The organism is Aeromonas sp. OTU364 (assembly GCF_038440395.1).
GTDB lineage: Bacteria > Pseudomonadota > Gammaproteobacteria > Enterobacterales > Aeromonadaceae > Aeromonas.
This window is the reverse complement of sequence record NZ_JASATR010000003.1, coordinates 254,849-281,043: the sequence shown is the minus strand read 5'-3', so window position 1 is coordinate 281,043 and position 26,195 is coordinate 254,849. Positions and strand designations below refer to the sequence as shown.

The window sequence follows — 26,195 nt, the reverse complement described above, 5'->3', positions numbered from 1 at the left end:
ATCACAAAAAGAGCGCCAACAGGCGCTCTTTTTTTTGGGTTGGAACCGGCCACTCACCGCTGGCGATAGCGCCGCTCCGGCCGCCCGACGGTGCCGTATTCGAGCTCGGGGCTCGCGAGCTGCTGACCCACCAGAAACTCCAGGTAGCGGCGCGCCGTGGTGCGGCTCACCCCGACCCGGTTGCCTATCTCCTCGGCGCTGGCCCCCTGCTGATCGAGAGCCGCCAGCACCCTTTGCAGGGTGAGGGCGTCTATTCCCTTGGGCAGGCCGCCCGCCGCCACCTGTTGCAGCGGGGTGCCAAAGAGCGCATCCACCGCCTGCTGATCGATGTCCGCCAGGGCGGCCAGGGCGGCGCGGCTCTGGCAATATTTATCGAGGGTGTCGCGCAGTCGCTCGAACACCACGGGTTTCAAGATGAAATCCACCACCCCGAGGCGCATCGCCTCCTGCAGGGCTGCGGCCTCACGGGCGGCGGTGAGCAGGATGACGTCGAGGTGGGCCCCGCACTGGCGCAGCTCCCGCAGCAGGGAGAAGCCCTCCCCGTCCGGCAGCCACACGTCCAGCAACACCAGATCCGGCTTGAGGATGGCTATCTGCTCTCTCGCATCGAACAGGGTGAGCGCCACCCCCAGCACCTCGAACCCCGCCAGCCGCTGCACGAAGCGACGGTGGATCTCGGCAATGGCCGGATCATCCTCGACGATCAGGATCTTGATCACTCACACCTCCTTGGGAATGTAACAGACGACGCAACTTCCCTGCGCCGTGGCTTCGATGGTGATGGTCCCCTGCAGGGCATCCAGGGTCCTGCGCACCAGGGCGAGGCCTATGCCGTGGCCGGGCTCCGCCTTGCTGCTCACACCGCGCTCAAACAGGGTGTCCGCCAGGGCGGGATCCACCCCACCGGCCCCGTCCTCCACCTCCAGGATGAGATCCTGGCCGAGATCGCTCAAAGAGACCCGGATCGGCTGATAGGGGGCGCCATGGCGGCGGGTCGCCTCGAAGGCGTTGTCGATGAGGTTGCCAAGCAGGGTCACCAGCTGGGAGCCGCTGACCCGGGCGGGGATGTCGTGCAGGCGGGAATCCGGGTCCACCTCCAGCACCAGTCCCAGCTCGTGGGCCCTGTGATACTTGCCAAGCAGCAGACCCGCCACCTTGGGCTTGGCGATGGCCCCCATCAAAAAGCTCAGCAGGGTCTGCTCGGTGGCCGCCTCCCGGCCGATGAAAGCGAGCGCCTCCCGGGTGGCACCCAGCTCGATGAGACCGGCTATGGTGCCGAGCTGGTTATTGTGTTCGTGGGTCTGCACCCGCAGCAGATCGCTGTAGGCCTGCACCTGGGAGAGCTGGGCACTGAGCTCGGCCAGCTCGTCCTTGCGCCGAAAGCTCGAGACGGCGCCAATCAGTCTGCCCTCCTGCACCAGGGGCAGCCGGTTGACGATGAGGGACTGGCCGTTGAGCACTATCTCCTCGTCATACTGGGGCCGGGGATCCTGAATGAGGGAGAGCATGCGGCTGCCGGGCAGCAAGCGGGTGACGGGCTGGCCTATGGCGGCCTGCGCGGCCCGCTCATCGAGGCGCAGCAGCCGGATGCCGTTGGGATTGAGGGAGGTGAGCCTGCCTTGCTCGTCTATGGTGAGTATCCCCTCGCGCACCGTGCGCAGGGTGCAGTCGAGCTCCGCATAGAGGCGCCCTATCTGCTCGGGCTCAAACCCCAGCAGGGCCCGCTTGTAGCGCTTGGCCAGCCAGGCCGCGGCGGCGCTGTTGAGCAGCACGATGAGGAGGGTCATGGCGAGGCCGAAACGCAGGAAACCCTGCAGGTCCGCCTCTATGTCCCGCACCAGATAACCGACCGAGACCACGCCGATGACCCTGCCCATCTCATCCCGGATGGGCCCCTTGCCGCGCACCGAGACCCCGAGAGAGCCCTGGGCGCGGGAGATGTAGAACTCCCCCTGCAGAGCACGGGCAGGATCGTCCCCCATCATGGGTTTGCCTATCCTGTCCGCATTGGGGTGCACCAGGCGGCGCGCCTCTTCATCGCCGATGACGATGTAGCTGGCACCGACTTCGGCCCGCATCCGCTCCACCAGCACATTGAGCCGCGCCCGATCGACCCGCTTCACCCCGGCGATGACGCCGGGCTCACGGGCCACCAGCCGCGCCACGTCCAGGGCCTGATCCCCCACCTCCCGGTAGCGCTGCTCGGCGACATAGTAGTAGCTGGCCCCGCTCAGCAGCACCAGTTGCAGCAGGCTGACCAGGCAGAGCATGAGCAGGATGCGTCCTTGCAACCCCAGCTTCATGCCTCCCTGTCACCTCGCAACAGATCGAGCAGCAGGCTGCCATCGCGCAGGGCCTTGTGCACCTGCACCGAGGTAGGCTTGGTGGGATCTTCGTAAAAATGGGTGGACTCTATCTGCAGCCGCACCAGGTATTCCGCCGGCAGCTGACTCGCCAGGGACTGGTGCAGCATGGGGAACAGCAGCCGATCGGCCCGGGTGATCTCCCCCCCCAGCAGCAGCTTGCCCGGGTTGAGCAGGCAGATGAGGTTGGCCAGCACCCGGGAGAGCCGGCCCGCCGCCTGATGCAGTATGTCCTGGCACAGGCTGTTGCCCGCCAGCGCCAGCTCGCACAGCTCGCGGATGTTGACGCTCGCCGGCAGATCGTGCTCCTGCATCCGCTCGCGCAGGTCCCGGTACTGGGCCTCCAGGGCCTGGTTGGTCACGAGCGTACAGGCGCAGCCGAAGCCACCGCAGTAGCAGCGCTGGCCATAGGGTTCCAGTTGCAGGTGGCTGAGATCGCCGAGCAGGGCCGACTCGCTCTCGATGAGCTGGCCGTTGACCACCATGCCCACCCCTATGTCGTTGTGGACGAACACCAGCACCGCATCGGCGCAGTTCCTGGCGGCGCCCCACTCCCGCTCGGCCTGGATCCAGGTGCGCACGTCGCCGCTCACCAGCACGGGCACCTCGAAGGCCTCTTGCAGGCTGGGCCCGAGCGGCCAGTTGCGCAGATCATAGAAGGGGAAGTGCTTGACCATGCCGGAGTGGCGCTCCACCTGCCCGGGCAGGCAGAGGGCGATACAGGCCAGCCGCAGGGCCTTCTTCGGCAGGAAAACCTCGATGGCCCGCACCAGGCTGGCCAGCAGATCGTCGCGTTCCGACTCGCTGAACAGGTGGCGATGACGCGCCAGGGAGTGGCCGGCGAGATCGAACAGGGCCATGTCCACGTAACCGCGGCCAAGACGCATGGAGAGAAACTGGAAGCGGCGCTCGTTGATGCGCAGCAAGGTCTGACGACGGCCACGGCCCACCGAGCTCTCGCCACAGGTGACTACCAGACCGCCATCGAGCAGTTCGCGGGTGATCTTGGTGATGCTGGCCGGTGAGAGGCCGGTCAAACGGGACAGATCGGTACGGGACAGTTCCTTGTGCTCTTCCAGGCTGGCGTAGACCAGACCGTAGTTGAGCTGACGGATCAAATCGATACTGCCTTTCACGATCTCATTCATAGGGTAGGGGCTAACGAAAGGAACGAATGGCGCGATTTTCCCACATTCTGCGCCGATCCCCAAATTTGCCGTCTGGAAATGACGTCCAGACGGCAAAAATGTGACTAGTAACGGAAGCGGGAGACGAGTTGACGCAATTTGTCACCCGTGCCGGCCAGGGCCCGGGTGGTGGTGTTGGACTCCCCGGCGGCCTCGGTCAGCTCGCTGACGATCTGCTGTATGGCCACCAGGTTCTTGTTGATCTCCTCGGAGACCGCATGCTGCTCCTCGGCGGCGGTCGCTATCTGGATGTTCATGTCGTTGATGGTGCTGACCGCCGTCACCATGCTGTCGAGGGAGCTGGCGATGTGGCTCGCCTCCTGCACCGTCTCCTGGCTGCGCGATTCGCTGGCCTGCATCACCTCCACCGCCTGACGCACGCCGCCCTGCAGCCGCTGAAGCATCTCGTTGATCTCCTTGGTGCTCTGCTGGGTGCGACCGGCGAGCGATCGCACCTCGTCCGCCACCACCGCAAAGCCGCGCCCCTGCTCACCGGCCCGGGCCGCCTCGATGGCCGCATTGAGCGCCAGCAGGTTGGTCTGATCGGCGATGCCGCGGATCACCTCCACCACGGATCCTATCTTGCCGGTCTCCTGGGCCAGCTGCTCGATGACACCGGAGGCGGTGTGCACCTCCTCCACCAGGCGGTTGATGCTGCCGATGGCGCTGCCCACCACCTCGCGGGCGGCATCGGATTCCCGCGCCGCGTCGCTGGTGGCCGTGGCCGCGTTGGAGGCGCTGGCCGCCACTTCCTGGGCGGTGGAGCTCATCTCGGTCACCGCGGTGACCACCTGATCCGTCTCCTTGCCGTGGCCTTGCATCTGCCGGTCGGCGTGCTCGCTCAAGCTGTGCAGCCTGTCCACGGCCCCCAGCAGCTGATGGCTGGTCTCCCCGACCTGGCTCACCACCGACTGGATCCGCTCCACGAAGCGGTTGAAGGCGCTGGCCAACTGGCCCACCTCGTCATGACTCTGCACCTTGAGGCGCCGGGTCAGATCCCCCTCCCCGTCGGCGATATCATTGAGGGCTGCGACCGCATCCGCCAGCGGCCGGGTGACCCGGTTGCCGAGCACCACTGTCACCGCCAGGGTCACCCCCAGGATCACCAGAATGAGCAGCACGCTGCTCTGCAGTGAGCCGTGCATGTTCTCCTCGCGCTCGCTGCGCAGGGCCGCCAGCTCGGTGTCGATGTCATCTATGTAGAAGCCGGTCCCCACCACCCACTGGTACTTGTCGAGCACCAGGTTGAAGGAGAGCTTGGGCGCATCCCGCCCGATGGAGGGCTTGTTGGTCCAGTACTCCGAGTAGCCATCCCCCTCACGGGCCGCCTTGACGATCTCCTGAATGAGGAAGGTGCCCTTGGTATCCTTGTCCTGCCAGCGGTTCTTGCCCTCCACCTCGGGGCGAGTGGGCAGCAGCAGGGTATTGCCCTGGAAGTCGTAGACGAAGAAGTAACCGTCACTGCCATAACGCAAGGGGCGCAGCAACTCCTTCACCCGGGCACGGGCCTCCGGGCTGTCCGGCGCGGCATACTCTTTCTCGATGGCCGTCTTGGCGAGCATCAGGTAGCTGCTGAGCAGGGCCTTGCGCTCCTTGACCGCCTTGTCCCTCGCCACCACCAGCTCGGACTCCAGGTCGCTCCTGGCCACCAGGTAGTTGCTGAGGTTGACCACCAGGGCCATCAGCAGCACGGGGATGGCCCCCAGCAACAGAATTTTCTGCTTTAGCGTCATCTTGTACTTCCTTTAGCCATTTATTGTGGGTGCTTCGTTCCTGCTCGCTCAGCCATGGAGTGCTGGCCGAAGGGGGAGTGCCTTCGCTACAATCCCGCCACCTTCTATTATCGACCCGATGAACTGACCCATGAGCCAATGTCCTTGCGGTTCCCCTCTTTCCCTCGCCCAATGCTGCGGCGCGCTTCACGCCGGCCAGGCCGCCACCACCACCGAGCAGCTGATGCGCTCCCGCTACAGCGCCTTCGTGCTGGGCTTGGGAGAGTACCTGGTCCACAGCTGGCACCCGGACTATCTGAACGGGCTGACTGCGGCCGACCTCTCATCGACCGACACCCGCTGGGATGGCCTCGAGATCCTCGCCAGCCAGGGCGGCCCTGCGGATGAGACCGGCATGGTGGAGTTCAAGGCCTGGTTTTGGGAGGGGGATGAGCGCCACTGTCTGCACGAGCGCTCCCGCTTCGTGCGCCATCAGGGGCGCTGGGTCTACACCGACGGCGAGCAGGATCCGGTGCAGCCCAAAGCGGGTCGCAACGATCCCTGCCCCTGTGGCAGCGGCAAGAAGTTCAAGAAGTGCTGCGGCTGACCCTCCCTACACGCCGCCATCCGGCCAGCCCGCGGGCTGGCCTTCCCACCCTCTTCTCGCGCAGCCCCCTGCCCGCCTCGGCGGTGACGTGACCCTCATCACATTTCGCTCATCACCCCACAGATAATGAGCGTTTACGAACATTAATTTGGCCCATATCAAACATTTTCAGCCAGACAGGCGCCACACTGGCCTCATCTGGAAGAGATGAGACGGGCAAGAATGAAAAGAATCACCACAGAAGTCGTCATCATAGGGGGTGGCGCCACCGGGGCCGGCATCATGCGCGACTGCGCGCTGCGCGGCATCGACTGCATCCTGCTGGAGCGGGACGACATCGCCGCAGGCACCACGGGGCGCAACCACGGCCTGCTGCATTCGGGGGCCCGCTACGCGGTGACGGATCCGGAGTCCGCCCGCGAGTGCATTCAGGAGAACCGCATCCTCAAGCGGATCGCCAGCCACTGCGTGGAGGCGACCGGCGGCCTCTTCCTCACCCTGCCGGAAGATGACATCAATTTCCAAAGCACCTTCATGGAGGCCTGCGCCCTGGCCGGTATCGACACCCGCCAGCTGGATCCCCGCGAGGCGCTGCGGCTCGAACCCAACGCCAACCCGGCGATGATAGGCGCCATCCATGTGCCGGACGGCACCGTCGATCCCTTCCGCCTGGCCGCCGCAAACGTCTTGGACGCCAAGGAACACGGCGCCCGCATCTTCACCCACAGCAAGGTGCTGGGGCTGCTCCGCACTCAGGATCGGGTGCACGGGGTCAAGGCCATCAACACCCGCACCGGCGAGGCGTTCGAGGTGGAGTGCCAGGAGGTGATCAACGCCGCCGGCATCTGGGGCCAGCAGATCTGCGAATACGCCGACCTCGGCATCCGCATGTTCCCGGCCAAGGGCTCCCTGCTCATCATGGATTACCGCATCAACCAGCTGGTGCTCAACCGCGCCCGCAAGCCGGCGGACGCGGACATCCTGGTGCCGGGCGACACCATCTCCCTCATCGGCACCACCTCCAGCCGCATCGATTACCACAAGATTGACCAGCTCACCGTCGAGCCCGACGAGGTAGAGGTGCTGCTGCGCGAGGGGATCAAGCTCGCCCCCATCATGGCCCGCACCCGCTTGCTGCGCGCCTACGCCGGGGTGCGCCCCCTGGTGGCAGTGGACGGGGACGAGTCGGGCCGCAACATCAGTCGCGGCATAGTGCTGCTGGATCATGCCGAGCGTGATGGCCTCAAGGGCTTCAACACCATCACCGGCGGCAAGCTGATGACCTACCGCCTGATGGCGGAGTGGGCCACGGATCTCGTCGCCAGCAAGCTCGGCAACAACAGGCCCTGCCGCACCGCCGAACTCAATCTGCCCGGCTCGCGAGATCCGGAGAAAGTCTCCGCCCCCGGTCTCTCGGTGCCGGTCGAAGGCTCGGCCCAGTACCGCCACGGCGAGCGGGTCATCGCCTTCTTCCGCGACAACCCCAAGGCCAACGCCCTCATCTGCGAGTGCGAGATGGTCACCGCTGGCGAAATCGAATACGCCCTGCGGGAGCTCGACGTGGACAACCTGGTGGATCTGCGCCGCCGCACTCGCCTCGGCATGGGTCCCTGTCAGGGGGAGCTGTGCGCCTACCGCGCCGCCGGCCTGATGCAGGAGTACGGCAAGGCCGATGGCCGTGAGGCCTGCGTCATGCTGCGCCAGTTCCTGGAGGAGCGCTACAAGGGCACCCGCCCCGTGCTCTGGGGCGATGCCCTGCGCGAAGCCGAGTTTACCTACTGGATCTACGAAGGGCTCTTTGGTCTGGGGGAGTGGACGACGCCCCACCTGGTGGCGGAGCCCCCCTTCCCCCTCGCCCGGACCCCGTCCAGCCCATCCAGCCAAGGAGTGCAGCCATGAAATTTGACACTATCGTGATAGGCGGCGGCATGGCAGGCCTGTCGGCGGCCCTGCGCCTGGCCGAGGCGGGCCAGAAGGCGCTGCTGATGGCCTCGGGCCAGAGCGCCCTGCACTTCTCCTCCGGCTCGGTGGATCTGCTGGAGAGCGAGGGAGATCCCCGCGCCGCCCTGCCCGCCTTTATGGCCGCCCATCCGGATCACCCCTACAGCAAGGTGGGCCTTGCCAGCATAGAGGCGAGCCTCGCGGATCTGCAGCGCCACTGCGCCCTGCAGGGCTTGCCACTGTTTCGCCAGGAGCGCAACCACCAGCGCCTGACCCCCATAGGCACCCTGAAATCGACCTGGCTCTCCCCCGAGACCTGCGCCTGCGTCACGGAGGCGCCCGCACCGGACGTCCTGCTGCTGGCCACCCTCGAGGGCTTTCGCGACTTCCACCCGGCGCTGGCGGCGGCCAATCTGGCCACCCACTCGCGCTTCGCCCACAGCCGCATCCTGACTGGTGAAATTCGCCTGCCCCAGCTCGCCGCGTTCAGCCGCAATCCCCACGAGTTTCGCTCCGCCGACATCGCTCGACTGTTTGACAAACAGCAGCACGACAAGCAGGACCTGCTGACGGATCTGGCCCGCGAGATAGACCGCATGGTGCAGGAGTGCGGCGAGCCGGGCTGCCGCCATATAGTGCTGCCCGCCTGCCTGTCCCTGGGGCTGGTCGGCCCCCGTCTGGCAGAGCTGGAGCAGCGCACCGGCTGCACCATCAAGGAGGTGGCCACCATGCCGCCGTCCCTCATCGGGATGCGGATGCAGGAGGCCCTCAAGCGCCGCTTCCTGGCCCTCGGCGGCACCTTCCTCACCAGCGAGCGGGTGCTGGGCGCCCGCTACGAGAGCGACAGGGTGGTAGGCGTACACAGTCAGAATGGCGACGATCAGCTGTTCGAGGCGGACCACTTCGTGCTCGCCTCCGGCAGCTTCTTCAGCCGCGGGCTGGAGTCCCGCCTCGGGGGCATTCGCGAGCCCATCTTCGACGCCGACGTCCTGAGCCTCCCCGAGCGCGACGCCTGGGCCGGTCGCCGACTGTTCGACCACCACCCCTTCATGGGCTTCGGGGTCAAGACCGACGACCAGCTGCGGGTGCTGCGCGGCGGCAAGCCCCTTGCCAACCTCTATGGCGCCGGCAGCGTGCTGGCCCACTATGACCCAGTCAAAGAAGGCTCGGGCTCCGGGGTCGCCGTCGCCACCGGCTGGCAGGCCGCCGGCCATATTCTGGCGGAGGGCTGAGATGCCTCCCCTTCACTTACTGACTGCGGGCAGCCAACTGCCCGTTCGACAATCCCATTGCCGCGTCCCTTGCGCTTTTTATCCGGCCCGGGAGGAGTAAATCATGCTACTGGATCATGCTAACCAAACCTTCGATCAGTGCATCAAATGCACCGTCTGTACCGCCTACTGCCCGGTGGCCAAGGCCAACCCCGCCTATCCCGGCCCCAAACAGGCGGGCCCGGATGGGGAGCGGCTGCGGATCAAGAGCCCGGAGCTCTTTGACAGCGCCCTCAAGCACTGCACCAACTGCAAGCGCTGCGAAGTGGCCTGCCCAAGCGGAGTGCGTATCGGCGACATCATCGCCCGGGCCAAGCACCAGTACAGCGGCTTCAAACCGGGAGTACGCGAGTTCGTGCTCTCCCACACCGATCTCATGGGCAGCATGTCCACCCTGATGGCCCCGGTGGTCAACTTCACCACAAGCCTCAAGCCGATGAAGCTGGTGCTGGACAAGGCGCTGGGGGTCTCCTCCCACCGCGACCTGCCCAAGTACTCCCTGGGCACCTTCCGCGGCTGGTACAAGAAGCAGAAGGCCACCCAGGCCAGCTATGCGCGCCAGATAGCCTACTTCCACGGCTGCTACGTCAACTACAACCACCCGCAGCTTGGCAAGGAGCTGGTGCAGGTGCTCAACGCCATGAACATCGGCGTCCAGTTGCTCGATCGGGAGAAGTGCTGCGGCGTGCCGCTGATTGCCAACGGCTTCATGGACAAGGCCAAGCGCCAGGCGGCCTTCAACATCCAGCAGATGGAGAACTCCCTGCTCGGCAACGAGATGCCGCTGCTGGCCACCTCCTCCACCTGCGGCTTTACCCTGCGCGACGAATACCCCCACCTGCTGGAGCAGGACAACCACAAGGTGCGGGATCGCATCTCGCTGGTGACGCGCTTTATCTGGAACGAGTTCTACCAGGGCAACAAACCGGCGATGAAACCGCTCAATCTGCACATCGCCTACCACACTCCCTGCCACATGGAGAAGATGGGAGGCGTCATCTACACCCTGGAACTCTTGCGTGCCATCCCCGGGGTCAAGGTAACCGTGCTGGAGTCCCAGTGCTGCGGCATCGCCGGCACCTATGGCTTCAAGTCGGAGAACTACGAAACCAGCCAGACCATAGGTGAAGGGCTGTTCGATCAGATAAACCGGCTGGCGCCCGATCTGGTGATCACCGACTGCGAGACCTGCAAGTGGCAGATCGAGATGAGCACGGCGTTTCGCTGCGAGCACCCCATCCACCTGCTGGCCCAAGCCTTGGCTTGAGATGAGCACGTCCCTATCTCGCTGCGAGCACCCTAGCCACCTTCTGGCCCAGGCGCTGGTATAGCGGGCGGCAGACAGGGGCATAGGCAGAGACTTGTCGAGATGAGCACTCCGACCTGCCGCTGCGAGCATCCGATCCATCTGCTGGCCCAGGCGCTGGCCTGATCTTCTTCCAACATCCGGCCGGACGGCCCGTTTAGCAAAGGGGCCGACGGGTAAAAACCTGGCAAAAGAAGAGCCGGCAATCGCCGGCTCTTTTCTATGGTGCTGTCTCCCTCAGACTCAGGGGTGCTGGATGATCAGGCTGTGCTGATCCAGCATGGACTGCAGTATGTCGTGAGAGGAGGAGCCGCTCAGGTTCCAGCCGCTCAGATCCACGTCCTTCAGGGTGATCTGCTGGGTCACCTGACCATCCCCCGCCGGAGAGACCGAGAGATTCACGTCGCTCAGGCCCGCGCTGCCCGTGGTCACAGACGCAGAGAGGTGGCCCAGCAAGCCATCCACGCTGTTGTCGGTCACCCCCTTGAGCAGATCCGCCAGATCTATCTTGTCCCCCTCCTCCGGGTGGAAGTCGGTGACGGTGTCGATGGCCGGCAAGGCCGCCGTCCCCTCATCGCCGCTGCCCCACACGAAGAGATCGCTGCCCGCGCCACCGGTCAGGATGTCGTTGCCCTGACCGCCCCTGAGCATGTCATCCCCCAGGCCGCCCAGAATGCGATCGTCACCGGTGGAGCCGAACAGCCAGTCACTCTGATCCGAGCCCAGCAGATCATGGCCGCTCTGGCTGTGGATGTTGAGGGTCTCCTCGGCCGATCTCAGGGTGCTGCCACCCGCGCTGGATTCCGCACTCAGAGTCAGGGCATGATCCCCCGCCGTCAGACCGCTGAGGTAGAGGGGCACGGACTGATCCCCCGGCAGCAGCCAGTCGCCGTTGCTGTCCGCATGGCCCACGCTCTGGCCGTGCTCGTCCACCACCTGGGCCCCCCCCAGATTCTGGATGCGGATGGAGAGTTCGCCCGGCGCCGGGTTGACCACGCTGGCGCTCAGGTTGAGCGGCACCCAGGCTCCTTGCAGGGTATGGATGTCGTGGGTACCCAGGCTGAGCTGGGGATCGTCTGCCTCTGCGGTCACCTGGATGCCAATCTGGGCGCTGTCGGTCAGGACACCGCCCGACCCGGTATTGCCCTGATCCGAGGTGGTGATGGTCAGGTTGTCCTGTCCCCAGAAGTCCTTGGCCGGCTCGTAATGCAGGTTGCCATTGATGAGGTTGTTAAGATCATCAAGGGAGCCCACCAGGGTGATCTCGCTGGTACCCGCCCCCTGCACCGAGACGGCGCCCGCCGCCCCGAGCAGGGTCAGCACGCCGTGCTCGACCCGCAGCACCATGGACATGGGGGCCGTGCCCGCATCCACATCCTTCACGCTGATCCCGGAGAGGGACAGTGAACCATCCTCCTTCACCTGCATGGCCCCCGGCACCTGGGTCACAGGGGCATCGTTGACCGCCTCCACCTCGATGGGCAGCACGTCGGTATCGGCCAGGGCGCCACCGCTGCCGGTGTTGCCCTGATCATTGGTCACCATGGTCAGGGCATCCTGACCATTGAAGTCCTGCTCGCCCTGATAGGTCACGCCCCCCGCCAGCAGGGCATTGATGGCATCTTGCGATCCGCTCAGCACCAGGGTATCGCTGCCGCTGCCGACCACTGTCACCCCGCTGCCGTCCGCCAGCACCAGGGTGCCGTGCAGGACCGACAGACGCACTTCCATGGGGCTGCTGCCCGCATCCACGTCTTGTACCTGCAGGCCCTTGATGACGAAGGGAGTATCCTCCTGCGCCACCTGAGGGGTGTCCGGCAGCACGTTGACGGGGGCGTCGTTGACCGGCTGCACCTCTATGGGGAGCACGTCGGTGTCACTCAGGGCACCGCCGCTGCCGGTGTTGCCATTGTCATTGGTGACCATGGTCAGATTGTCGCTGCCGTGATAGTCGGTGTTGCCCTGATAGGTCACACCACCGGAGAGCAGAGCGTTGAGATCCGCCAGGGTGCCGGTCAGCACCAGAGATCCGGTGCTGTTGCCGGTCACGGTCACGCCGCTCCCTGCCGGCAGGTTGAGGGTGCCGTGTTCCACCGACAGACGCACCTCCATGGTGCCGCTGCCCGCGTCCACATCCTTCACCTGCAGACCCTGGATGACGAAGGGCTTGTCCTCCTGGGCCACCTGGGGATCCGCTGGCAGCACGTTGATGGGGGCGTCGTTGACCGGGCTCACCTCCACCTGGATGGTGCCGTTGACCTCTGGGCCGAGGGCGCCGTTGTCCAGGCTCTGGGCCGTCACCTTGAGATCCAGGGTGCCATTGGCATCCTTGGTCACCAGCTCCACGGCACCCAGCTTGGTGCCCTCCGTGGTGACCTGCCAGCGACCATTGCCAAGATCCACCACAGTACCATTGACCCCGCTCGGCAGGCGAATTTCGGCGCCATCGGGTACCCCCTCGATGGTGACTCGCACCTGCTCGGGGCCATTCTCATGGACATTGCTGGCGCTGCCGCCGGTGGCCTGGGTGTCCTTGGTTTCCAGCCCCAGGTTCAGGGTGATCACATCCCCCTCGGTGCCGCTCGCCTTGTCTTGAATGTCGGCGATGATGGGATCCCCCACCGGGTTGACGGTGACGGTGAAGCTGCCCTTGGTCTCGAGAGGCAGAGTCAGCCCCTTGTCCAGGGTGAAGGCGCTCAGGGTGAGCTCCACGCTGCCGCTGAAGTCTGCTGGCGGGATCAGGGTCAGCTTGGAGAAATCTGTGCCCACAGGCACCTGCCAGACGCCGCCGCCATTGTTGACCGCCGGGGCAGACAGGGTGAAGCCGTCCGGCACGCCCTTGATCTGCAGCGCCACTATCTGCTCGGAGCCATCATTGTCGATCAGGGTCGCGCCTAGCCCGCCGAGGTTGACGCTGCCATCCTCGTTGCCGTTCACATCCTTCACCGTGAGCTGGGCCGGATCGTTGACCGGCAGCACCTCGAAGCTCGCATTGCCGCTCCAGCTGTCGTGATCCGTCCCCGTGGTGGCGGTGTCCAGAATGTCCACCTTGATCCCCAGGGGGACCTGACCGCTGAAGTGCTGCTTGGGCACGAACACCAGATCCTTGAGGCCGTTGGCATCCACCACCAGGGTGTTGACCGGCTGGCCGTTGCCATCGAGGAAATGGCCATACTGGGCATCGACGGTCAGGGTGACCTTCTCCACCGTCTCCAGGCCGCCATTGGCCACCGAGGGGCTGATGTCCGCGAGCCTAACCGAGAGATCGAGGTGGATCTCGGTGTCTTCCAGGTTGTCCGGCTGGCCGTCGCCGTTCACATCCTTCACCTGCAGGTGCAGCTCGGGCAGACCATCGGCGCCGCCCTTGATGTCCACCTCGGGGGTGATGGAGAGGGTGACTTCCTTCTCCACCTGCTTGATATCACCGCTCACCGTGTCGGTATTGACCAGACGCACGTTGAAGCGCAGGCCGTCACCGGCATAGTCTTCCGGCAGGGTCAGGGTCAGACGGTCGAGATCGCCGAGACCATTTGGCAGCTTGATCAAGTACTCGCCGTTGACGAAGTCGAAGGTGAGCCCCTGCACGTTGACGCCCGACGGCAGACCCGTGATGACGATGCTGAGTTCGTCATCCCCGATGTCCGCCGTACCCAGGGTCACCATGCTCTTGAGCTGGGTGCCGAAGTTGACACCGTGATCCTCCACCCCTGTGATGGGGGCGCTGTTGTCAAAATCGACATCGGCGGCCACCTGGCCCGAGTGGGTCGCGTCTTTGAACTCGGCGCTGGCGGTGAGCTCCCGATAAGCCGGGGCGCTCACATCCCCCTCGTTGTTGTCGCCAAGATCGATCACCCTGGCGCTGACCTTGAAGGTGACTGTGCCCTTGTAGTCATCCGGCGAGCGCAGGGAGAAGCTCCCAAGGGCGCTGTTCGGCACTGTCCAGTTGCCCTGGCCATCGTTGATCCCCCCCACCACCACTAAGCCAGGCGGCAGATCGCTGATCACCAGATAGTCGATGGTCTCGATGCTGCTGGGATCCAGATCCTCGAACACGAAGACACCATTGAGCGGAATATCGTGCCCGTCCGGGCTCTCCAGCACGCCGCCAATCTGTACCAGATTGCCATCGGGCTCGACCACGGCCTGGATATCCACATGCAGCTGACCATTGACCTCTTTGCTGACTACAACATTGGAATCCACATCCTTCTGAGTCACGGTGACATGGCTCTGGATAGTGGTGTCCCTGTCGCTGTCCTCCGGCCCCTTCACCAGCAGCTGACCGCCGCCGAGCAGGCTCTTCAGATCCGCGTCACTCAACGCCACCGCACCGCCGTTCACGGTGAGCTGGGTCTCAACCCCACCTGCGCGGATCCAGATCTCGTAACCGGGCTCTATGCCGGAGAGGCTGAGGTGAGTCACCTTTTCGGCGCCGTCGGTGAGGTCCGGCTGCCAGTCGAGGACGGTGAACTGATCCTCCAGACCCTGGCTGCTCTTGGCATAGTCACCGGCGTCGATCACCGGCTCCACCTTGATGGTGAGCGGCACATCGAAGCTCTTGTGATCCCCGTCGTTTTCGGTCACCACCACGTGGCCGATGAGGTGGATGTCGGCGGTGCTGTTGGGGGGCGGCTGGATCTGCAGGTTGCCCAGACTCGAGACGTCGACCTGATAGGTCGGCTTGCCCTGGCCGTCGAGCCCGGCGAAGGTCAGGGTCAGCTCATTGCCGTTACCATCGAACACCTTGGCTCCTTCCGGCAAGCCTTCCAGCACCAGGTTGAGGGTTTCGGAACCATCGCCCGTCGTCTCTCCCGACGCCAGTTTGAAGTCCAGCGGCGCCTTGCCATCTTCCCCTATGGTGGTGACATAGCCATTGCCATCCTGGCTCCAGCCGGTGCTGTCCAGATTGAAGTGAGGCTCATCCACCACCCCCACCAGATCCACATGCAGGTTCTGGCTGCCGGTCACCTTCTCGTTGACCACTGTGTGGGTCTGGCCGTTGGCATCGGTCAGGGTGGCGGTGTCTTTCACCACCCCCTGGATGCCGAGATCGAAGTCGACGTTGCTGTCCTTCGGCGGCTCCAGCTTGAGCTCGCCGATACGGGCATAGGGCACCTCGTAATAACCGTTCGCATCCGGGGTGACCGCCACGCCGCCGAGCCAGAGGGTGGCACCGGCGGGCAGGCCGCTAATGCGCACGAACATCTGCTCGGAGCCATCTGCGGTATCCCCCAGATGGGCGAGCACTATCTTGCTGCCCAGATCCAGCAGGTTGTCTTCCTTGCCCTGGATGTCGCGCACCGTCAGCTTGGCGTCATCCGCCTGCGGGTTGACGTTGATCACCACCTCCAGCGGATCGCCGAGGGCCGTCTCCTGGCCGGTGACCACGGGGGTTTTCTCCGTGCTGACCGGGGTCACAACGAGCTTGATGTCACCGCTGTAGTCCTTGCCGGGCACCACGGTGACCTTGTTGATCTCCCCCGCAGAGACGGTCACCAGGCCGTTTGCATCGGGTGTGAGCACCTTGCCGTTAAGGGTCAGGCTGCCCTCGCCGGACGCCCACTTGATCTGGTAGCTCAACGTCTCGGAGCCATCGGTGTCCGTCAGGTTGGCCTGCACATTGAGGGCAACACCACTGCCATCCTCGTTGATGCTGTAGTGCTGGTGGGTGCTTGCCCCATCCCAGAGCGGCTTGTCGGCAATGCCCTGCACAGTGATATCCAGGTTGCCGGTCAGCACCGGGGGTTTGCTCCCCTCGGTGACACCGACCTGCAGCTGCACCGGGAAGCGCAGCGGGTTGCCGCCATCGTTGTAGCTCGAGTAGTCGTGATCGGGCACAAAGGTCACGCCCTTGAGTTCGAACTTGTCGTTGGTACCGACAACGGCTTGCATCGCCGCTGGCGGCACCTGGTACCAGGTCTTGCCACCCTGAGTCACCGTCGTGAGCGCAACACCGTTGTAGTAGAAGGTGCCCTGGGCATTGGCCGGCGCCTGGATAAGCAATTTCTCGACGAACTCGCCCCGATCGTAGTCGCCTATGTCCAGATTCATGGTGATGGGAATGCCATGAGTGGGGTCACTGGCCCCCGCATCCTCGGCACCGGTGACGGCGCTGACGCTGAGCTTGCCCGCCTCGTCCCTGATGGTCAGGGTCAGCACCCCGTCATCGGTATCCCCATCCCCATCCAACAGGTGGAAGTCGACCTTCTGCACCAGGGTGTTGTTGCTGTGATCTATATCCGCCCGGGCGGTGAAGCTGTATTTCCCCTCGGCGTTGATCACCAGGGTGCCTATGGTCTGCCCAGTGCGGTCTGTGACCGTAATGGTGGTGTCGCCCTTGGCGGCGATGGGGTGCGGGGTGCCATTGATGGTGACCGACCTGACCACGGCATCGTCAGCACCTTCATTGGCGGTGGCCAGCAGATCGCCGCTCACTTTCGCCCCCTGATCCAGGGACTTGCTGGCATCGACGGCCACCGGCACATCGTCCTGCACGCTCACGTGCCCTATCACCTCGGCGCTGAGATCCCCATCGCTGTCCAGGGCCTGCAACGGCAGCTGGATATCCAGCAGATCCTTGCCCTGGACACTGTGATCCAGGTTGCCGGTCAGCTCGAAGGCATAGCGGCCGGAGACATCCAGGGTCAGCTTGAAGATGAGCTTGCCCCCGCTGTCCTTGCCGAGATAGACACCCTGCTGGCTGTCGGCGCTGAGGGTCACTGCCTTGCCCCCAGAGCTGAGCGTGTTCAAGGCATTGAAGCGGGCCACATCCAGTTGCAGGGCGGCAACCCGGTCGCTCCCGGCGGCGATCGTCACCTGGCCGACGGCGATCTCCCCCGTCCCGGACGGGCTGGTGCCGACGTGCTGACCACTGCCACCATTGAGATCCGACTCCTTGACGGTGACGCTCCCGATGGAGGTGATCACCGGATCGGCCGCATCGGTGATCACTGCCGTGGTATTGCCGGTGATCACCGAGCCGTCGCTGTCGGTCACCTGCACCGGCAGGGTCAGGCTGAGCTTGTCGTCGGCGCCGTGATCCAGGTTGGTGTGTACGGTGATCTGGTAATCCAGGGTCGCCGAGCTGTGGGCCGCTATGCTGCCCGGCACGCTCGGCAGGGTGACGCTCAGCACCAGGGTGCCGCTCGCGGTCACCCCCTGGAAGCTGTGGCCGTTGCTGCCCGGCACCTCCTGCCAGATCAGGGTCTCGCCGTTGTGGGTGATGGCCTTGCCACTCCCATCCACGACCTGGCCGGAGAGGGTCAGGCGCACGTCCACCACGGGATCCGAATCCGCCTTGATGGTCAGGGTGCCGGTGGCCTGCTGATCGTCCGCGGTCTGGTTGCTCGTGGCGCCATCGAAGCGCCCCTCGGTCAGGGTCACCCCAGTGAGGCTGAGGGTCGGCTTGTCCCCTTCCGCAACGCTGATATTGAGGGTGCCCGAGGTGCTGTCGTTGTTGCCCGCCCCCTTGTCGCTGTCGACGACATTGACTTTGAACGGCAGCTCGGTGCTGCTGCCATTGGCCTGATGTACCCCCTCGAACAGGGTCACCTTGTAGTCGAAGCCGTTGCTGGCGGCGTTGTCGAGCTTGCCGCTGATCTCCACCTGCAGCACCTCGACCCGCACCCCGTTCACTTCCACATAGCCCTTGAGGATCTGGTTGCCCGGAATGCCGGCATCGCCGTCCACCAGTTCGTATTTGACGCTCTGGCCCAGGGCAGTCAGGGCCGGCTGCTCGTTCACATCCGCAAAGGAGACCTCGCTCACCCGATCCGAGCCCGCGTCCACGGTGAAGTGGCCGGTGCCCGTCAGGGTATTGCTGCCATTGAGGTTGCCCTCATCCAGGTTCACCCCGCTGCCCGCCACAAAGCCGGGCGCATTGCCATCCTTGATGGTGAGCGGCAAGTCGGTAGAGACCCTGTCCCCGTCCTTGTCGGTCAGGGTCACGGTGAGCGGCAGATCCAGAGACTCGCTGCCCTGGTGATCCAGCTCGGCGCTCAAGACAACCTTGGCCGTGACGCTCCAGTTGCCGTTGTTGTCCACCAGATCCAGCTCGGCGCGCAGTACCTCGCGGCCGTCCGCACTGGTGCCCACCAGATCCCCATTGGCATCCAGGGTGAAGGTCACCGGGCTGCCGTGGCTGCTGTATTTGCCATCCAGGCTCTGCTGGATGGCCGAAATGTCGAATTTCAGGCTGTTTGCATCGAGCGCATCGGAGCCGTGGCTCACGGTGAAGCTCATGTGGCTGACCACATCCTTGGCCCCCTGGTTGGCCTCGGTCATGGCGGTGCCGGTCACGGCGCTGATCACCGGATTGGCGCCGTCGCCGATGGTGACGCTCAGGGTGGAGGAGACTTTGTCTCCATCGGAATCGGTCAGGGTAAAGCCCGCCTTCAGCAGGCTGTCCGCACTGCCTTGATCCAGCGGCTGGTTCAGGGTGAAGACGTAGTGCCCTTTCTGATCCAGCGTCAGAGTGAACACATTCTGGCCGTTGACGCTGCCGCTGATGCTGTTGCCGCTGATGCTGATGACAACGGGTTGGCCGCCGCTGGTGAGCCCCTGCAGGCCCGGCTGGCTGGCATCGAAGCTGATATTAACCAGAGGATCGCTGCCGGCGGTGATATCGAGATCCCCGGTCAGGGTCTGACCGGCGCTCCAGTCGCTGTCCTCCGTCAGGGTGAGGGAAACGGGGTCGACCTGGGGCAAGGCGCCGTCGGTGATCTGGATATTGAGGGTACCGAGGTTGCTCTTGTCGCCGTCAAAATCGGTGCCCTGCACCTGCAGCCCCAGGTTGACGCTGTTGGTGCCCACAGGTTGATCCAGCACGCCATCGAGCTTCACATGGTACTTGCCGTCCAGATCCAGGGTCACGGTCAGCACCGTCTTTCCGCCTGCATCCAGCAGGGTGATCTGGTTGCCATTGACCTGATAGCTGGTCGGCTTGCCGCCGCTGGTGAGACCATCCAGGGCGGGCTGGCTTGCCTCAAAGTTCAGGGACACCAGGCGATCGCTCCCCACATTGACCGGCAGCTGGCCATCCAGGGAGTGGCTGGCGCCCCCCTCCTGCAGAGTTACACCCGTGTCGATGCCGAGGCTCGGATCGACCGCATCGGTGATCACTGCCGTGGTGTTGCCGGTGATCACAGAGCCGTCGCTGTCGGTCACCTGCACCGGCAGGGTCAGGTTCAGCTTGTCGTCGGCGCCGTGATCCAGGTTGGTGTGCACTGTGATCTGGTAATCCAGGGTCGCCGAGCTGTGGGCCGCTATGCTGCCCGGCACACTCGGCAGGGTGACGCTCAGCACCAGGGTGCCACTCGCTGTGACCCCCTGGAAGCTGTGGCCGTTGCTGCCCGGCACCTCCTGCCAGATCAGGGTCTCGCCGTTATGGGTGATGGCCTTGCCGCTCGCATCCACGACCTGACCGGAGAGGGTCAGGCGCACGTCCACCACGGGATCCGAATCCGCCTTGATGGTGAGGGTGCCGGTGGCCTGCTGGTCGTCCGCGGTCTGGTTGTTCGCGGCCCCATCAAAGCGCCCCTCGGTCAGGGTCACGCCGGTGAGGCTGAGGGTCGGCTTGTCCCCTTCCGCGATGCTGATGTTGAGGATGCCAGAGGTACTGTCGTTGTTGCCCGCCCCCTTGTCGCTGTCGACGACATTGATCTTGAACGGCAGCTCGGTGCTGCTGCCATTGGCCTGGTGTACCCCCTCGAACAGGGTCACCTTGTAGTCAAAGCCGTTGCTGGCGGCGTTGTCCAGCTTGCCGCTGATCTCCACCTGCAGCACCTCGACCCGCACCCCGTTCACTTCCACATAGCCCTTGAGGATCTGGTTGCCCGGGATGCCGGCATCGCCATCCACCAGTTCGTATTTCACGCTCTGGCCCAGGGCGGTCAGGGCCGGCTGCTCGTTCACATTCGCAAAGGAGACCTCGCTCACCCGATCCGAGCCCACGTCCACGGTAAAGTGACCGGTGCCGGTCAGGGTATTGCTGCCATCGAGCCCACGCTCATCCAGATTGACGCCGGGGCCAGCCACAAAGCCGGGCGCATTGCCATCCTTGATGGTGAGCGGCAAGTCGGTGGAGACCCTGTCTCCGTCCTTGTCGGTCAGGGTCACGGTGAGCGGCAGCTCCAGAGACTCGCTACCCTGGTGATCCAGCTCGGCGCTCAAGACAACCTTGGCCGTGACGCTCCAGTTGCCCTTGTTGTCCACCAGATCCAGCTCGGCCCTCAGCACCTCGCGGCCATCCGCGCTGGTGCCCACCAGATCCCCATTGGCATCCAGGGTGAAGGTCACCGGGCTGCCGTGGCTGCTGTATTTGCCATCCAGGCTCTGCTGGATAGCGTTGATATCGAACTTGAGGCTGTCGGGGGCCAGGGCATCGGAGCCGTGACTCACGGTGAAGCTCATGTGGCTGACCACATCCTTCGCCCCTTGGTTGGCCTCGGTCATGGCGGTGCCGGTCACGGCGCTGATCACCGGGTTGGCGCCATCGCCGATGGCGACGCTCAGGGAAGAGGACACGGTATCCCCATCGCTGTCGGTGAGGGTAAAGCCCGCCTTCAGCAGGCTCTCCGCACTGCCCTGATCCAGCGGCTGGTTCAGGGTAAAGACGTAGTGCCCTTTCTGATCCAGCGTCAGGGTGAACACATTCTGGCCGTTGACGCTGCCGCTGATGCTGTTGCCGCTGATGCTGATGACAACGGGTTGGCCACCGCTGGTGAGCCCCTGCAGGCCCGGCTGGCTGGCATCGAAGCTGATGCTGGCAAGGGGATCGCTGCCGGCGGTGATATCGAGATCCCCGGTCAGGGTCTGGCCCAGCTGCCAGTCGCTGTCTTCGGTGAGAGTCAGGGAAACAGGGTCAACCTGGGGCAAGGCGCCGTCGGTGATCTGGATATTGAGGGTGCCGAGATTGCTCTTGTCGCCGTCAAAATCGGTGCCCTGTACCTGCAGTCCCAGGTTGACGCTGTTGGTGCCCACAGGTTGATCCAGCACGCCATCGAGCTTCACATGGTACTTGCCGTCCAGATCCAGGGTCACGGTCAGCACCGTCTTGCCGCCCGCATCCAGCAGGGTGATCTGGTTGCCATTGACCTGATAGCTGGTCGGCTTGCCGCCGCTGGTGAGGCTATCGAGGGCGGGCTGGTTTGCCTCAAAGTTCAGGGACACCAGGCGATCGCTGCCCACATTGACCGGCAGCTGGCCATCCAGGGAGTGGCTGGCGCCCCCTTCCTGCAGGCTGATGCCGCTGTCGATGCCGAGGTTCGGATTGACCGCATCTGTGATCACTGCCGTGGTGTTGCCGGTGATCACCGAGCCGTCGCTGTCGGTCACCTGCACCGGCAGGGTCAGGTTGAGCCTGTCGTCGGCGCCGTGATCCAGGTTGGTGTGCACTGTGATCTGGTAATCCAGGGTCGCCGAGCTGTGGGCCGCTATGCTGCCCGGCACGCTTGGCAGGGTGACAGTCAACACCAGGGTGCCGCTCGCGGTCACCCCCTGGAAGCTGTGGCCGTTGCTGCCCGGCACCTCCTGCCAGGTCAGGGTCTCGCCGTTGTGGGTGATGGCCTTGCCGCTGGCGTCCACAACCTGACCGGAGAGGGTCAAGCGCACGTCCACCACGGGATCCGAATCCGCCTTGATGGTGAGGGTGCCGGTGGCCTGCTGGTCGTCCGCCGTCTGGTTGTTCGCGGCGCCATCGAAGCGCCCCTCGGTCAGGGTGACGCCGGTGAGGCTGAGGGTCGGCTTGTCCCCTTCCGCAACGCTGATGTTGAGGGTACCCGAGGTGGTGTCGTTGTTGCCCGCCCCTTTGTCGCTGTCGACGACATTGATCTTGAACGGCAGCTCGGTGCTGCTGCCATTGGCCTGGTGTACCCCCTCGAACAGGGTCACCTTGTAGTCGAAGCCATTGCTGGCGGCGTTGTCGAGCTTGCCGCTGATCTCCACCTGCAGCACCTCGACCCGCACCCCGTTCACTTCCACATAGCCCTTGAGGATCTGGTTGCCCGGGATGCCGGCATCGCCGTCCACCAGTTCGTATTTCACGCTCTGGCCCAGGGCGGTCAGGGCCGGCTGCTCGTTCACATTCGCAAAGGAGACCTCGCTCACCCGATCCGAGCCAGCGTCCACGGTGAAATGGCCTGTGCCGGTCAGGGTATTGCTGCCATCGAGCCCACGCTCATCCAGATTGACGCCAGGGCCAGCCACAAAGCCGGGCGCATTGCCATCCTTGATGGTGAGCGGCAAGTCGGTGGAGACCCTGTCCCCGTCCTTGTCGGTCAGGGTCACGGTGAGCGGCAGCTCCAGAGACTCGCTACTCTGGTGATCCAGCTCGGCGCTCAGGACAACCTTGGCGCTGACGCTCCAGTTGCCGTTGTTGTCCACCAGATCAATCTCGGCGCGCAGCACCTCGCGGCCATCCGCGCTGGTGCCCACCAGATCTCCATTGGCATCCAGGGTGAAGGTCACCGGGCTGCCGTGGCTGCTGTATTTGCCGTCCAGGCTCTGCTGGATGGCGTTGATATCGAACTTGAGGCTGTCGGGGGCCAGGGCATCGGAGCCGTGGCTCACGGTGAAGCTCATGTGGCTGACCACATCCTTGGCCCCTTGGTTGGCCTCCGTCATAGCGGTGCCGGTCACGGCGCTGATCACCGGATTGGCCCCATCTCCAATGGTGACGCTCAGGGTGGAGGAGACTCTGTCCCCATCGCTATCGGTGAGGGTGTAGCCCGCCTTCAGCAGGCTGTCCGCACTGCCCTGATCCAGCGGCTGGTTCAGGGTGAAGACGTAGTGACCTTGCTGATCTAGCGTCAGAGTGAACACATTCTGGCCGTTGACCGCGCCGCTGATGCTGTTGCCGCCGATGGTGATGACAACGGGTTGGCCGCCGCTGGTGAGCCCCTGCAGGCCCGGCTGGCTGGCATCGAAGCTGATGCTGGCAAGGGGATCGCTGCCGGCGGTGATATCGAGATCCCCGGTCAGGGTCTGACCAGCCGTCCAGTCGCTGTCTTCCACCAGGGTGAGAGAAACGGGATCGACCTGGGGCAAGGCGCCGTCGGTGATCTGGATATTGAGGGTGCCGAGGTTGCTCTTGTCGCCGTCAAAGTCGCTGCCCTGCACCTGCAGTCCCAGGTTGACGCTGTTGGTGCCCACAGGTTGATCCAGCACGCCATCGAGCTTCACATGGTACTTGCCGTCCAGATCCAGGGTCACGGTCAGCACCGTCTTGCCACTCGCATCCAGCAGGGTGATGACATTGCCATTGACCTGATAGCTGGTCGGCTTGCCGCCGCTGGTGAGACCATCCAGGGCAGGCTGGTTCCCCTCGAAATTGAGGGACACCAGGCGATCGCTCCCCACATTGACCGGCAGCTGACCATCCAGGGAGTGGCTGGCGCCCCCTTCTTGCAGGCTGATGCCGCTGTCGATGCCAAGGCTCGGGTCCACGCCGTCGTTGATGGAGACCACCAGATCGGCACGGGTCTCGTCACCGTCGATCTCCTTGGCCGAGACGGTGAGCCCCAGGGACAGGTTGTCGCTGCCCTGGTGATCCAGAGGCCCATTGAGGGAAACGGTCACCTTGCCGTCGATGTCGCTGCCAGACTGGCTGGCACTCAGCTCGGCCTTGATCACGTCAATGCGACTGCCCTGATCATCGATGTAAAAGCCGGTGAGCAGGCGATCGCTGCCGAACTCGAAGCTGAGCACATGGCCGTCGCTGCTAAGCCCGCTGCCGTTCAGACGAGTGAGCGTCGCGGCCTGATCGGCAAAGGCAAGGGAGTCCGCCAGCAGGGGATCGGCCTGATGGCCCACCACGAACTCGCTCTGACCCACCACGGCGGCCTGCTGGGTGAAGCCGTCTTCCGTGAGCGAGATGGGGGCTATGGTGAAGTCCGGCGGCGTGCTGTCCACCAGCTTGACGGTGAGATTGGCACTCACCAGATCCCCGTCGCTGTCGCGGTATTCGAGGGAGAACGGCAGGCTCTGGCTGTCCTGGCCGTGATCCAGACTCTGGTTCCAGACGATGCGATAGCTGCCGTCATTAGCCAGGGTCAGGGTGAAGACGGTGACGCCCCCCGCGCTCGCGGTCAGGGTCTGGCCGCTGATCTGGTAGCCGAGGGCCGCGCCCTGGCTGGTGAGGCCGAGCTGCTCGAGGGCGCTCTGATCGGCGCCGAAACTCACCTGCAGGTTGCCATCCAGACCCGCCCCCGTGTGCAGGGAGCCGGTGGCGCTCACCGGGCCCTTGGCCAGATCCGCCTCGGACAGGGTCAGGGTATCGCTCTGGCCGATGAGGGGGGCACCGTCGATCACCCGGTTCCCCGCCAGATCCGTCACCTCGGCGCGTACCTCGAAGGGGCCTTGAATGCCGGAGAGATCCAGGCCATTGAGCTGCCAGCGGCCGTCGCTCTCCACCAGGGCGCTGCCGCTATAGAGGGTCTGGCCGTTCTGGCCGATGAGGGTGATGGTGACGCGCTGGCCAGCTTCCACCTCTGTGGTGCTGCCGCTCAGGGTGACATTGCCCTGGCCCAGCAGGCTCTGGGTGTCGAGATCGTCGATGTCGATGCCGGCACGGGTGTCGACGGTGACGGTCAGGGTGTCGCTGGCCCGGTTGCCGGCGATGTCCACAGAATCGACGCGAAAATCATAGGCACCATCGGCCAGGGTAGTGGGGATCTGGTATTGCCAGTTGCCATTGCCATCCACGGTGAGCACGGTCAGCACATTGCCGCCGAGGCTCAGGGTGACGGTGGCACCGGGCTCTCCCTTCCCTTGCAGCAGCGGCGTGGTGTCGCGGGTCAGATCGTCCACCTGGCTGGCGCCGGTGTCGCTCTCGTCGGTGAGATCCAGCGTGATGGTGGTGATGGTGTCGAGCAGGGTCTGACCGGTGTCGCTGGCACGGTTGCCGGCCGCATCCTGGGTATCGGCCACTATGGTGAGCGGGCCGTCCACCAGCTTGCCGGTGACGTCGCCGAAGTTTGCCTCCCAGACGAAGCCCGGCAGCACCACTGTGGTGGTGGTCAGGCGATTGCCATCCTGATCGATCAGGGTGACGGTCACCGTCTGACCCACCTCGACGTCCTCGACAAAGCCGCGAATGATGACGCCGGCCGCCTCGTCGGCGTTGATGATGTTGTCGTCGGTCTGGGGCTCGGTGATGGTGATGGCCGCCAGGAGATCCTGATCTTCCGAATAGAGCAGCTCGTCCCCTGGCTGGGCACCCTGATGGTCGGTGTCAAAGCCGGACTCCGCCAGGGTATATTCGCTGTTGAGATCCACCACCACGAAGCCGCCGGCACTGGAGCCGACCACACCGCCACCCGTGGCGGCTGCTGCGTTACCGGCCGCGGTCTCCTCAAACAGCTCGGTCGGGTCGGCCCCCTGACGGATGGCCTCCTGCAGGCTGGCCAGCTCGGGATCCATGGCCACGTTCGGTTCTGCCTGCGCCAGAGACTGGTCGGCGTCCGGGGTCTTCGCGGGATCGGCCAGCTCGAAGCGCCCGTCCCCTTCGGTGAGCAGGCGCATGCCCGGCAGCAGCTGCATCCCCAGAGTGGCGCGGTGCAAGGAGCCATCGGCATCCATCACCAGCACGGTGCCCTCCACCTGGGTAACAAGAGTCGGTTTCTCTATTCGCAGCTCAGCCATACATCCTCCAACGGGTAAACACAGACAGCCCAGACCCACAAGGGTACAGGACGTCACCGTGACAGGCGGCTATTTTACCGCCTCTGCCGACCCAGATCCCTTCGCCATTTTCGAAAATATCGAAAGTAAATGCCGTAAACCTTCCTATTAAATTCAATAAAGTGCTGCC

At 64.5% G+C, this 26,195-nt stretch carries 9 protein-coding genes; 4 read left to right on the top strand and 5 right to left on the bottom strand.

Annotated elements, in window-relative coordinates; translation table 11 throughout:
* Nucleotides 1-53 precede the first annotated feature (53 nt).
* The 4 genes from AAHB08_RS05660 to AAHB08_RS05645 form a co-directional block, all read right to left on the bottom strand.
* Nucleotides 54-719 carry a response regulator gene (locus tag AAHB08_RS05660; RefSeq protein WP_202045868.1) on the bottom strand — a complete coding sequence of 222 codons (666 nt, stop codon included), beginning with the start codon at nt 717-719 and terminating at the stop codon, nt 54-56.
* Nucleotides 720-2,303 carry an ATP-binding protein gene (locus tag AAHB08_RS05655; protein ID WP_202045869.1) on the bottom strand — a complete coding sequence of 528 codons (1,584 nt, stop codon included), beginning with the start codon at nt 2,301-2,303 and terminating at the stop codon, nt 720-722.
* Entirely contained in the window at nt 2,300-3,511 is a 1,212-nt protein-coding gene (locus AAHB08_RS05650; RefSeq protein WP_139434280.1) for an ROK family protein, read from the bottom strand. Before AAHB08_RS05650 ends, AAHB08_RS05655 begins: the two co-directional genes overlap by 4 nt.
* Nucleotides 3,512-3,615: 104 nt before the next feature.
* The gene (locus AAHB08_RS05645) at nt 3,616-5,283 is read right to left on the bottom strand and encodes a methyl-accepting chemotaxis protein (protein ID WP_139434279.1); all 1,668 of its coding nucleotides are present in this window, start codon (nt 5,281-5,283) and stop codon (nt 3,616-3,618) included.
* A 130-nt stretch (nt 5,284-5,413) separates the two neighbouring features.
* On the opposite strand from AAHB08_RS05645, the gene AAHB08_RS05640 reads away from it, so the two are divergent.
* The 4 genes from AAHB08_RS05640 (at nt 5,414) to glpC (ending at nt 10,348) form a co-directional block, all read left to right on the top strand.
* On the top strand, nt 5,414-5,869 hold the full coding sequence (locus AAHB08_RS05640) for a YchJ family protein (RefSeq protein ID WP_342058368.1): 456 nt from the start codon (nt 5,414-5,416) through the stop codon (nt 5,867-5,869).
* Nucleotides 5,870-6,091: 222 nt separating this feature from the next.
* Nucleotides 6,092-7,768, top strand: coding sequence for an anaerobic glycerol-3-phosphate dehydrogenase subunit A (gene glpA, locus AAHB08_RS05635; RefSeq protein WP_342058367.1), 1,677 nt, complete (start codon nt 6,092-6,094; stop codon nt 7,766-7,768).
* Nucleotides 7,765-9,042: a glycerol-3-phosphate dehydrogenase subunit GlpB gene (gene glpB / locus AAHB08_RS05630; protein ID WP_342058366.1), complete on the top strand. Its 1,278-nt coding sequence runs from the start codon at nt 7,765-7,767 to the stop codon at nt 9,040-9,042. Before glpA ends, glpB begins: the two co-directional genes overlap by 4 nt.
* 103 nt (nt 9,043-9,145) lie before the next feature.
* Nucleotides 9,146-10,348 (top strand): anaerobic glycerol-3-phosphate dehydrogenase subunit GlpC, encoded by a 1,203-nt coding sequence (gene glpC / locus AAHB08_RS05625; protein ID WP_342058365.1) that lies wholly within the window; start codon nt 9,146-9,148, stop codon nt 10,346-10,348.
* A gap of 282 nt (nt 10,349-10,630) precedes the next feature.
* On the opposite strand, the gene AAHB08_RS05620 is transcribed toward glpC, so the two are convergent.
* On the bottom strand, nt 10,631-26,026 hold the full coding sequence (locus AAHB08_RS05620) for a retention module-containing protein (RefSeq protein ID WP_342058364.1): 15,396 nt from the start codon (nt 26,024-26,026) through the stop codon (nt 10,631-10,633).
* Nucleotides 26,027-26,195 lie beyond the last annotated feature (169 nt).

Coding starts and splice junctions, on each gene's coding strand:
- AAHB08_RS05645 (WP_139434279.1), bottom strand. CDS start 5,283: ATGACGCTAAAGCAGAAAATTCTGTTGCTGGGGGCCATCCCCGTGCTG.
- glpA (WP_342058367.1), top strand. CDS start 6,092: ATGAAAAGAATCACCACAGAAGTCGTCATCATAGGGGGTGGCGCCACC.
- AAHB08_RS05650 (WP_139434280.1), bottom strand. CDS start 3,511: ATGAATGAGATCGTGAAAGGCAGTATCGATTTGATCCGTCAGCTCAAC.
- AAHB08_RS05620 (WP_342058364.1), bottom strand. CDS start 26,026: ATGGCTGAGCTGCGAATAGAGAAACCGACTCTTGTTACCCAGGTGGAG.
- glpC (WP_342058365.1), top strand. CDS start 9,146: ATGCTACTGGATCATGCTAACCAAACCTTCGATCAGTGCATCAAATGC.
- AAHB08_RS05655 (WP_202045869.1), bottom strand. CDS start 2,303: ATGAAGCTGGGGTTGCAAGGACGCATCCTGCTCATGCTCTGCCTGGTC.
- AAHB08_RS05640 (WP_342058368.1), top strand. CDS start 5,414: ATGAGCCAATGTCCTTGCGGTTCCCCTCTTTCCCTCGCCCAATGCTGC.
- glpB (WP_342058366.1), top strand. CDS start 7,765: ATGAAATTTGACACTATCGTGATAGGCGGCGGCATGGCAGGCCTGTCG.